At 70.9% G+C, this 9,419-nt stretch carries 10 protein-coding genes; 1 reads left to right on the forward strand and 9 read right to left on the reverse strand.

What is annotated here, in order from left to right:
* Positions 1-49: 49 nt before the first annotated feature.
* The 9 genes from pufA to MBTS_RS13270 form a co-directional block, all read right to left on the reverse strand.
* Complete coding sequence (gene pufA, locus MBTS_RS13230) at positions 50-238, reverse strand: light-harvesting antenna LH1, alpha subunit (protein ID WP_018043293.1); 189 nt, start codon at positions 236-238, stop codon at positions 50-52.
* Between the two features lie 14 nt (positions 239-252).
* Positions 253-480, reverse strand: a complete 228-nt coding sequence (pufB, locus tag MBTS_RS13235; protein WP_018043292.1) for a light-harvesting antenna LH1, beta subunit — start codon at positions 478-480, stop codon at positions 253-255.
* 170 nt (positions 481-650) lie between these two features.
* Positions 651-914, reverse strand: coding sequence for a hypothetical protein (locus MBTS_RS13240; protein WP_018043291.1), 264 nt, complete (start codon positions 912-914; stop codon positions 651-653).
* Positions 915-1,027: 113 nt separating this feature from the next.
* Positions 1,028-2,494, reverse strand: coding sequence for a chlorophyllide a reductase subunit Z (bchZ, locus tag MBTS_RS13245; RefSeq protein ID WP_018043290.1), 1,467 nt, complete (start codon positions 2,492-2,494; stop codon positions 1,028-1,030).
* Positions 2,494-4,071, reverse strand: a complete 1,578-nt coding sequence (gene bchY / locus MBTS_RS13250) for a chlorophyllide a reductase subunit Y (RefSeq protein WP_192215835.1) — start codon at positions 4,069-4,071, stop codon at positions 2,494-2,496. The genes bchZ and bchY overlap by 1 nt, the downstream gene beginning before the upstream one ends.
* Before the next feature lie 5 nt (positions 4,072-4,076).
* Positions 4,077-5,063 carry a chlorophyllide a reductase iron protein subunit X gene (locus MBTS_RS13255; RefSeq protein WP_056146876.1) on the reverse strand — a complete coding sequence of 329 codons (987 nt, stop codon included), beginning with the start codon at positions 5,061-5,063 and terminating at the stop codon, positions 4,077-4,079.
* On the reverse strand, positions 5,060-5,995 hold the full coding sequence (bchC, locus tag MBTS_RS13260; RefSeq protein WP_147831348.1) for a chlorophyll synthesis pathway protein BchC: 936 nt from the start codon (positions 5,993-5,995) through the stop codon (positions 5,060-5,062). Before bchC ends, MBTS_RS13255 begins: the two co-directional genes overlap by 4 nt.
* A gap of 100 nt (positions 5,996-6,095) precedes the next feature.
* Positions 6,096-7,373 (reverse strand): methyltransferase, encoded by a 1,278-nt coding sequence (locus tag MBTS_RS13265; RefSeq protein WP_238253929.1) that lies wholly within the window; start codon positions 7,371-7,373, stop codon positions 6,096-6,098.
* Positions 7,374-7,427: 54 nt separating this feature from the next.
* Entirely contained in the window at positions 7,428-8,297 is an 870-nt protein-coding gene (locus tag MBTS_RS13270; RefSeq protein ID WP_056163332.1) for a polyprenyl synthetase family protein, read from the reverse strand.
* An 86-nt stretch (positions 8,298-8,383) separates the two neighbouring features.
* On the opposite strand from MBTS_RS13270, the gene MBTS_RS13275 reads away from it, so the two are divergent.
* Positions 8,384-9,419, forward strand: a 1,036-nt coding sequence (locus MBTS_RS13275) for an FAD-dependent oxidoreductase (protein ID WP_192215836.1), incomplete at its 3' end; no start/stop codon positions are given.

Consider the following 9,419-nt stretch of genomic DNA (forward strand, 5'->3'; position numbering starts at 1 on the left):
ACCTCCAACTCCTCCCCACAGGGGGGAGGAGGGGGCCGCATCCCGCCGGTCAGGCGGGCATCGTCGGCAGGACCAGCGTCTGCGCATTGGCGGCGCGCGGGGCCTTGGGGCCTTCCAGCCAGTTGAACCGGTCGGTGCTGAGCAAGATGAAGTGGATCAGCAGCGCCAGAATGAACAGGAAGGTGAAGAGCGCCACCAGCGTGCGGCGCGGATCGAAGAGAAGCCAGACCTTGTGCATGGGTGCGTTCCTCCTCAGGAGATCATCGAGACGAGGCCGTGCGCGGCGCTCGTGACGGTGTCGAGGGCGGCGTAGCCCTTCGGGCCGGGCAGCCACGGGCGCCACATCCAGACGAGGATATGCGCGACCACGGCGATGGCCGTGAAGATGATGAAGCTCGTCAGGAAGATCGCGTGGAACTCCTTGGCTTCCGGTTCCGTCAGCCCGGACAGGCTGCTCGCTTTTTCGATTCCACTGGACATGATGTGAGCCTCCGCTTTCGTCTGGCCGTGCGTGCTCCACGCGCGGCGGGTGAGGTCGCGGGGGCCGGCAGCGGCGCTCGCGACGGTCGTTCCCCCCTCGTCGGACGGGAGGTCGTTCGGGTTCCGGATCGGGCGGGCATCGGCCCGGGGCGATCCGGCCCCGGAAAGCGTCAGCCCATGAAGACGAAGGGGATCGCCGACACGGCCATGGCCTTGGCCTCGCCGAAGACCGAGCGCCGGGCGATGAGCCCGTGGCCCGCCGGAGCCCGTGCCGGGACGAGGCGCTGGAGCGCCGCCGCCGCGAGGAAGAAGGGGTAGGTCGCCACCAGGAGGAGGCGGAACTGCAGCTCGTGCCGCTGCAGGCGCGACGGGGCGGGACGCGACAGAGCCTGGCGGGAGGGCATGGTCCGGGGGAACATGGTCATCGACTGCATGGCGGAGATCTCCTGTCCGCGATCTGCGGCGGTCGGCCTCGCGAGGAGGCCGGTTCTCGACGGAAACGGCGCCGCGCCGCTCCAGCCGGAAAGAGGGTGTGGGGCGGGGGCGCTCATGCCGCCGCTCCGAGGGTCAGGTCCGCATGCGCGCGCTCGACCTCGGCCGGGGAGACCCGCTCCTGCCCGGCATTCCGGGTCGCCCGTTCGGCGGCGTCGCGCAGGCGCTTGGCCACCGAGATCCGCACCAGCACCGGATGGGCCTCGACGAGGTCGTCGAGGAGGGTGCGGGCGGCCTCGTCCCAGGGGAGCTCGCGATGGATCCGCGCCGGCGTCGCCTCGACCCGGTCCATGTCGCGGGCGAGCGGCAGGATGTGGAAGAGCATGTCAAACAGGGCGTTGCAGACCTCCTGGATGAGGTAGGTCGCGCCCGAGAAGCCCATGAACGGCGTCCCGGTATGGCGGCGGATGATGGCGCCAGGGAAGGAGGCCGGCACGAACACCGCCCGCGATCCGCATTCGGCCGCGTACATGCGCTCGTTGAACGAGCCGAACAGGACGAGGGGCGGGTTGGCCTTGATGGCCTCGCGCACCGCCGCGTTGTCGGTCTTGGCGCCGGGCCGGCGCGAGATCGCGAAGGTGCAGGGCAGGCCCATCTCGTCTTCGAGGAAGCGGCGGACGCCCCGCGCATAGGTGTCCGAGGCGACGATGCCGAAGCTCGCCGTGCCGAAGAAGTCCTGGGTCACCGAGCGCCACAGGTCCCAGACCGGCTTGATCGTGGTGTGGCGCTCGCGCTCGATGAAGGGCTCCGGATCGAGGCCGAGGATCTCACCGAGCTTGCGCAGGAACTTCGTGGTGGCGTGAAGCCCGATCGGCGCCTGCAGGTAGGGCCGCTCGAGGGCCTCGCAGAGCAGGCGGCCGAACTCGCGGTAGAGGCAGATATTGGCGTCCGCGTTCACGAGCTTGGGCACGTCGGCGAGATGCGAGCCGAGCGGAAAGGCGAGGTTCACCTCGGCCCCGATCCCCTCCACGAGGCGGCGGATCTCGGCCAGATCCGAGGGCATGTTGAAGGTGCCGTAGGCCGGGCCGATGATGTTGACGCGGGGGCGCTCGCCCTCCTTGCGGGGAGGCCTTGCCGGGATGCCCTTCTTGGCGAATTTGCGGGCGCCGTATTCCTGCCAGAGCCAGGACATCGCCCGGTCGGCGGTCTGCCACTGGTCCTCGTCGATGGTGCGCGGGAGGAAGCGCTGGAGGTTGGTGCCCTCCGGCGTCACGCCGCCGCCGATCATCTCGGCGATGGAGCCGGTGACGACCACGCTCGGCATGCCCGGATCGAGGGTGGCGTGCGCCCGCTTCATCGCGGCCTCGGTGCCGTGACGGCCGAGCTCTTCCTCGGCGAGCCCGGTGACCACGATGGGCAGTTCGTGCGGCGGCAGCGCGTCGGTGTAGTGGAGCACCGAGGTGACCGGCAGGTTCTCGCAGCCGACGGGACCGTCGATGACGACCTGCAATCCCTTGATGGCGGTGAAGACGTAGACGGCGCCCCAGTAGCCGCCGGCCCGGTCGTGATCGAGGACGAGCATCAGGCCATCTCCCCGATCGGGTTGTGGGAGGGTTTTCCGCGCGTCGCCGAGGCGACGTTCTGGCGGACTTTCGGCACCTCTTCCCAGATGCCGGCGGCATGGCCCTCGCCGACCCCGTCGAAGAAGTCCCGCATGGCGTCGAACCGGTGCTGGTTGCCGAGCGCCGTGTTGATGACCTTGGCCAGCGACCCGGCTCCGGCGACGCCCATGAGCGGGCGGGCCGAGATCAGGTTGGTGAAGTAGAGGGCGGGGATCGCCCGCTCCTTGGCCGCCTGCACCACCGGCGTGGTGCCGATGGCGAGGTCCGGGCGGAACTCGCGCATGGCGGAGAGGTCGTCCTCCAGCGAGGCGCGAAAGCGCACCATGACGCCGCGCGATTCCAGCCAGTCGCGGTCTGCCTCCGAATAGGGCGTGCGCGGGCAGGCGGTGCCGACATAGGCGAGATCCGCCCCGCTCTCGACGAGGAGCCGGCCCACCAGCAGTTCGGACCCCTCGTAGCCCGAGAGCGTGATCCGGCCCTTGATCGGCGTGGCGGCCAGCGCCCCCCGGATCATCGGGAGGAGACGGTTCTTGGCGGCCTCCACCGTGGCGCGGGGCACGGCGCAGGCCTCGCCGATCCGGTCGAGCCAGTCGGCGGTGCCGTCATGGCCCACGGGGGCGGAGCCGACGATGGGGCGGCCGGCGAGTTCGAATTCGCGGATCGAGGCGGTGTAGAACGGGTGGATCGCCGCCACCGCCGCGCAGTCGAGGGCCGCATAGAGCTCGCGCCATTCGCGGGTCGGCACCACGGGGCCGGCGCTGAGGCCCAGCGGCTCCAGCAATCCGCCGATCACCACCGGGTCGGCCGGGAACATCTCGCCGAGCAGCGTCACGCTGGGGCGCTCGGAGCGGCCGAGGCGCGGGGCCTGGACCGGACCCTGCTCGGCCTCGGAGCGGGCGAATTTCAGCATGGCCCCGGCGAGCACGTCCTTGGCTTCCGCATGGGTCGGCACGCCGAAGCCCGGCACGTCGATGCCGATGATGCGGACCCCGTCGATCTCCTTCGGCAGGAGGCGCAGCGGTACGCCGGAGGCGGTGGGGACGCAGAGATTGATGACGACGACCGCGTCGTAATCGGCGGGCTTGGCCACGTCGAACACCGCCTCGCGGATGTCCTCGAACAGCTTGCCGGTGACCAGGGTCTCGGAATTGAAGGGGACGTAGCCGACGCTGCGCTTGGCCCCGTAGAAATGCGAGGTGAAGGTGAGGCCGTAGACGCAGCAGGCCGAGCCCGACAGGATCGTCGCCGTGCGGCGCATGCGCAGGCCGACGCGCAAGGAGCCGAAGGCCGGGCACATGCTCTGGGGCTGGTCGTGCGGACCTTGTGGGTAGTCTTTTTTGAGCTGCTCCAGCGTCTCCGACATCCCGGCGGCTTCGGCGGCCGCCCGCATCGCGTCCTTGCCGGAATGGCAGCCGAGCCCGTCGGTCTCGGTGGCGGCGAGATTGACCGCCTCCGCGGGCAATGCGGCGGGAGCCAGGGTCGAGGCGGGGCGCTCCTTGCGGGCGCGCAGATCGGCGATGTCGAGGGAGACGGCCATGCGCGTCAGACCTCGTCGTAGACGACTTCGAGGGACGGCTTCACGACCAGGGCCGTGCCGCACATATCCTCGAAGGTGGCGGGAACCAGGGTGACGCCCCGGCCGACGGCCTCGCCCTTGAACAGGCCGAGCAGACCGTCCTGGGAGAGCGGTGTCGGATGGTTGGCCGCCGCGTCGTGGACGTTCTGGGCCAGATCCGCGAAGAGCGAGCCCCATTGGCTCTCGGGCCTGCCGATGATCTCGTAATTCGCGCTCTTCTTGCGGATGTCGTCGTCGGCCGGGATCGAGGCCAGGACCGGGATGCCCACGGCGGCGGCGAAGGCCTGGGCCTCGCCGGTTCCGTCGTCCTTGTTGATGACGAGGCCGCCGACACCGACATTGCCGCCGAGCTTGCGGAAGTATTCCACCGCCGAGCAGACGTTGTTGGCCACATACAACGATTGAAGATCGTTCGAGCCGACGACGATGACCTTCTGGCACATGTCGCGGGCGATCGGCAGGCCGAAGCCGCCGCAGACCACGTCACCGAGGAAGTCGAGCAGGACGTAGTCGAAGCCCCATTCGTGGAAGCCGAGTTTTTCGAGAAGTTCGAAACCGTGGATGATGCCGCGCCCGCCGCAGCCGCGCCCGACTTCCGGTCCGCCGAGCTCCATGGCGTAGACGCCGTCGCGCTTGAAGCAGACATCGCCGATGGCGACCTGCTCGCCGGCGAGCTTCTTCTTGGTGGAGGTCTCGATGATGGTCGGGCAGGCGCGGCCGCCGAACAGGAGCGAGGTGGTGTCGCTCTTCGGGTCGCAGCCGATGAGCAGGACCTTCTTGCCCTGCTGGGCCATCATGTAGCTGAGATTGGCCAGGGTGAACGACTTGCCGATGCCGCCCTTGCCGTAGATCGCGATGATCTGCGTCTCCTTGGTGGCGGAGACGGGGGTCGCATCCGGCTCGATGGCGGCTTCGGCGCGCAGGAGTGCGGCTCCGTTCAGCTGCATGTTCATGAAGCGGCTCTCCAATCGAGGATCATCTTCAGGCATTCGGGCTCGCCGAACGCCGTGCGATAGGCGGACGGCGCGTGCGCCGCCGGTTCACGATGGGTGATCAGGCCGTCGAGGGAGAGACGCCCCCCCTCGATCAGGGTCAGGACCGCGGCGAGATCCTCCGGCCGCCACTGGGCGGCGACGCGGATGCGGGCCTCGCGCAGGAAGGCGGGCGGGAAGGCGAAGGAGAGCGGCGCCTCGTAGAAACCGGCGAGCACGATCTCGCCGCCGGGCCTGAGCCGCCCGATCAGCGTGTCGAGGATCGCGGCGTCGCCGCTGACATCGGTGATGGCGCCGTAATCGCGGGTCTCGTCCGCATCCGGATGCAGGACCTCGTAGCCCTGCGCGCCCGTGGCCCGCACCGGGTTCGTCTCCCACACCACAGGCTCGCCGCCGGCGATCCGTGTCAGGCGGGCGAGAAGCCGCCCGAGCACCCCGTGGCCGACGATGAGCGAGCGGCCTTCGGGATGCGCGTTGAGCGCATGATAGGCGGTGGCCGCCAGGGCGATGAGGATGCCGTGTTCGCGCAAATCCGCATCGATGGGAACGAGGCGGGCGCCTTCGCTCACCAGGCGGGAGGCCGCGCCGCCGAACAGGCCGCGCACCGGGCCGAAGCAGCGGGCGCCCGGCACGAAGACCCGCTGCCCGACCGCGAGGCCGGAGGCGGGGCCGGCTTCCACCACTTCTCCGACCGATTCGTAGCCGGGGACCAGGGGATAGCCCATGCCCGGGAAGGGCGGCATCCGGCCCGTCCAGAGGAGGCGCTCGGTGCCGGTGCTGATGCCGCTCCAAAGGGTCTCCACCACCGCGTCGGCCGGGCCGGGAGCATCGAGGGCGAGTTCGGCGAGCGACAGGTGTTCGGGGCGTTCGAAGAGGACGGCCAGCGCGTGCATCGTGTTCGACCCTCCCCTGTCTCGTGCCTCGACCCGATGGCTACGGGTGCGGCGCTTGTTCGATGTGTCATCCTAGATTGACACTTTTATTCGTCAAGCCTTACTTACGCTGCAGCGTGTCAATTCGTCTGGACACCAGCAGGCGGGTCAGGAGCGGGCGCCGCGTCGGGATCTCGCGGCACTCGCGAAATCCGGCCTCCTGGAGGAGCGCGGTCAGCTCGGCGGGGCGGCGGCAGCGGCCGCTTCCCATCGCCAGCAGGTAGAAGCCGAAATAGGCGTCGGTGACCGGCTCGGCCCCCGCCGTCCCGGCCATCGGCTCGGCGATCAGGAGCGTGCCGCCATCGCCGAGCGCGTCGTAGGCGGCGCGCAGGAGCAGGCGGACGGTGTCGTCGTCATGGTCGTGGACGACCCGGACGAGGGAGATGGCGTCGGCACCCGTCGGCAGGGGCGCGGTGCGAAAACTGCCGCCCCGGGCTTCGGCGCGGTGGGACAGGCCCTCGGCCGCGAAACGCTCCGTGGCGCGGGCGGCCACCGCCGGCAGGTCGAACAGCCGGACGGCGAGGCCCGGCGTCGCCCGCATGGCCGCGCGCAGGAAAGCCCCCTCGCCGCCCCCCACATCCATCAGCAGGCGGTGCCGGTGCATGGGATAGGCGTCGAGGATGTCCTCGGCGATGAGGGATTGGGAGGCGGCCATGAGGGCCGAGTAGTCCGCCACCGCCTCGGCCGGGATCGCCGTGTCGCCGGCCGCTCCCGCATAGGGCCAATAGGCGGCGAGCCGGCTCGTGCCCCCCTCCCCGCGCAGGAGCGCCACCGGGTCGCGCAGATCCTCGTAGAGGAGCGCGTGGTGCTCGATCATCGCGGCGATGGAGGGATTGCCGATCAGCGCCGCGCCGAGATCGGCCAGGGCGAAGCGCCCGTCGGGCAGGCGCCGCAACAGTTCGAGCGAGGCGGCGGCGTCCAGCAGGCGCAACGCCCGCTCCGGCCTCAGGCAGGTCCGCTCGGCCAGGGCCTCGAGCCCGAGCGGGCCGGGGGCGAGGATCGCGAACAGGTCGAGCCTGATGCAGGCGAACAGGGTCTGCGAATAGACGAAGCCGGCGCAGAGATCGAATAGCGCGCGGGTGTTGCGCCGCGCGATCCCCCGCGTCAGCGGAAACGCGGCGGCCCAGCGCTGGAAGGCCGGATTGGCGATGGTGCGGTTGCGGAAGCCGAGCCAGCGCTCTTGCCAAGGCAGGGCTCGCTGTCGCCCTCCCCCCTCTGCGGGGGAGGGTGGCCCTCGCGTGAGCGAGGGTCGGGAGAGGGGAGCGCCATCTCCGGAGAGGTCGCCCCCTCTCCCGCGTGCTCCGCAGGCACCCTCCCCCGCAGAGGGGGGAGGGTTCATGATCGGCGTCGCGTCAGGCGCGGAATCGGCCCGCAACATCGGGGCAAGCCCCGCTCACGCCAATTCCCGCGCGAGGCTCGCCGGCAGGAACAGGCGCGTCTGCGCCTCGATCTCGGCGCGGAGTTGATCGGCGCCGGGGCAGGCGGGGATCACCTCCACGGCTTCCCGCACGAGGCGCTTGAGGCGCGCGAGCGCGCCGGCCATGCCGAGCAGGGCGGCGGCGTTGGGCCGGCCCAGCGTGGCGTCGCGGCCCACCGGCTTGCCGATCTCCTCCTGGCGGCAGGCGACGTCCCGCAGGTCGTCGGCGACCTGATAGGCCTCGCCGAGGCATTCCCCCAGCAGCCGCCACGGCAGCGCCTGCGCGCCCGCCGCCGCCGCGCCGGTGACGGTGGCCGCCGCGAACAGCGCGCCGGTCTTGGCCTGCTGGTACTCGGTGAGCCCCACATGCCGCTCCGATTCCCAGGCCTGCCCGGCGGCGATGCCGTTGGGCGAACCGGCCGCGCGGGCGACGAGGCCGACGAGGGCGGCGAGCCGGGCCGGCGAGCGCGCAGCACCCCGCGCCAGGGTCTCGAAAGCGGAGACGATGAGCGCATCCCCGGTCAGCACCGCCAGGGGCTCGCCGAAGGCGGCATGGACCGAGGGTTTCTGCCGCCGCATCGGCGCATCGTCGAAACAGGGCAGGTCGTCATGGACCAGGGAGGCGCAGTGGATGAGTTCGATCGCCGCCGCCGCCGCGTCGGAGGCCGCCGGATCGTCGTCGCCGCAGGCGCGAGCGACCGAGAGGCAGAGGCGTGGCCGGATGCGGTGGCCACCGGGAAAGACCGCGTAGCGGATGGCCTCGGCCAGGAGCGGCGGCGCGCCGGGCGCCTCCGCATGGGCGACGGCAGCGTCGAGAGCCTGCTCGATCCGGCGGTTGGCATCCATGGCGCCACTCCCTGGTGTCTTTTCGTATTGCCATTGCAAAGTGTCAGATAATATTGACACTCGTCAAGGCAGAAACGGGTGACACAGTGGCGGCACAGCGGGTTGCGGTGATCGGAGCGGGGATCGGCGGGCTGGTGGCGGCCCTGCGCCTCGCCCATGCGGGGCTCGACGTCACCGTGCTCGAACGCGCGGCCGCGCCCGGCGGCAAGATGCGCAGCGTCCCGGCGGACGGGGCGCGGGTGGAGGCCGGCCCCACCGTCTTCACCATGCGCTGGGTCTTCGAGGAGATTTTTTCGGAATGCGGCGCCGACCTGTCGGACCGCGTGGAGCTCCGCCCGGCCTCCATCCTCGCCCGCCATGCCTGGGGGGCCGACCAGCGCCTCGACCTGTTCGCCGATCCCGAGGCGTCGGCAGCGGCGATCCGCGCCTTCGCCGGCCCCGGCGAGGAGGACGGCTACCGGCGCTTCCGCGCCCGCGCTGCGGAGGTCTACGGCACGCTGGAAGGGCCGTTCATCCGGGGCGAGCGGCCGAGCCCGGTCGATCTCGGCCGCCGCGTCGGCCTGTCGGGCCTCGGCGGTCTGCTGCGCATCCAGCCCTTCACCACCCTGTGGGGGGCGCTCGGCGAATACTTCCGCGATCCTCGCCTGCGCCAATTGTTCGGGCGCTACGCCACCTATTGCGGCTCCTCGCCCTTCGAGGCCCCGGCGACGCTGATGCTGGTGGCGCATGTGGAGAGCCAGGGCGTCTGGCACGTGGAGGGCGGCCTCAGCCGCCTCGCCGCCATCATCGCCGAACTGGCGCAGGAGAACGGCGCCCGCATCCGCTATCGCGCCGAGGTGGCCGCCATCGCGGTGGAGAACGGGCGCGGCATCGTCGGCGTCGACCTCGCCGATGGCGAGCGGATCGCGGCCGATCTCGTGGTGGCCAATGCCGATGCGGCGGCCCTCGGCGCGGGCCTGTTCGGATCGCGCGCGGCGCGGGCCGTGGAGGCTGTGCCGCCGAATGCCCGCTCGCTCTCGGCGGTGACGCTCTGCGCGAAGGCCCGGAGCTCGGGCTTCCCGCTGGTGCGGCACAATGTGTTCTTCTCGGGCGATTACGCGAACGAGTTCGCGGAGCTCCGCG

This window comes from Methylobacterium bullatum (assembly GCF_014845095.1).
In the GTDB taxonomy this organism is placed as follows: domain Bacteria; phylum Pseudomonadota; class Alphaproteobacteria; order Rhizobiales; family Beijerinckiaceae; genus Methylobacterium; species Methylobacterium bullatum.

What these genes read in the sequence shown, in the direction of transcription:
- bchZ (WP_018043290.1), bottom strand. Translation starts at nt 2,494, where the DNA reads ATGCTCGTCCTCGATCACGACCGGGCCGGCGGCTACTGGGGCGCCGTC.
- bchY (WP_192215835.1), bottom strand. Translation starts at nt 4,071, where the DNA reads ATGGCCGTCTCCCTCGACATCGCCGATCTGCGCGCCCGCAAGGAGCGC.
- MBTS_RS13265 (WP_238253929.1), bottom strand. Translation starts at nt 7,373, where the DNA reads ATGAACCCTCCCCCCTCTGCGGGGGAGGGTGCCTGCGGAGCACGCGGG.
- pufA (WP_018043293.1), bottom strand. Translation starts at nt 238, where the DNA reads ATGCACAAGGTCTGGCTTCTCTTCGATCCGCGCCGCACGCTGGTGGCG.
- bchC (WP_147831348.1), bottom strand. Translation starts at nt 5,995, where the DNA reads ATGCACGCGCTGGCCGTCCTCTTCGAACGCCCCGAACACCTGTCGCTC.
- MBTS_RS13240 (WP_018043291.1), bottom strand. Translation starts at nt 914, where the DNA reads ATGCAGTCGATGACCATGTTCCCCCGGACCATGCCCTCCCGCCAGGCT.
- pufB (WP_018043292.1), bottom strand. Translation starts at nt 480, where the DNA reads ATGTCCAGTGGAATCGAAAAAGCGAGCAGCCTGTCCGGGCTGACGGAA.
- MBTS_RS13255 (WP_056146876.1), bottom strand. Translation starts at nt 5,063, where the DNA reads ATGAACATGCAGCTGAACGGAGCCGCACTCCTGCGCGCCGAAGCCGCC.
- MBTS_RS13270 (WP_056163332.1), bottom strand. Translation starts at nt 8,297, where the DNA reads ATGGATGCCAACCGCCGGATCGAGCAGGCTCTCGACGCTGCCGTCGCC.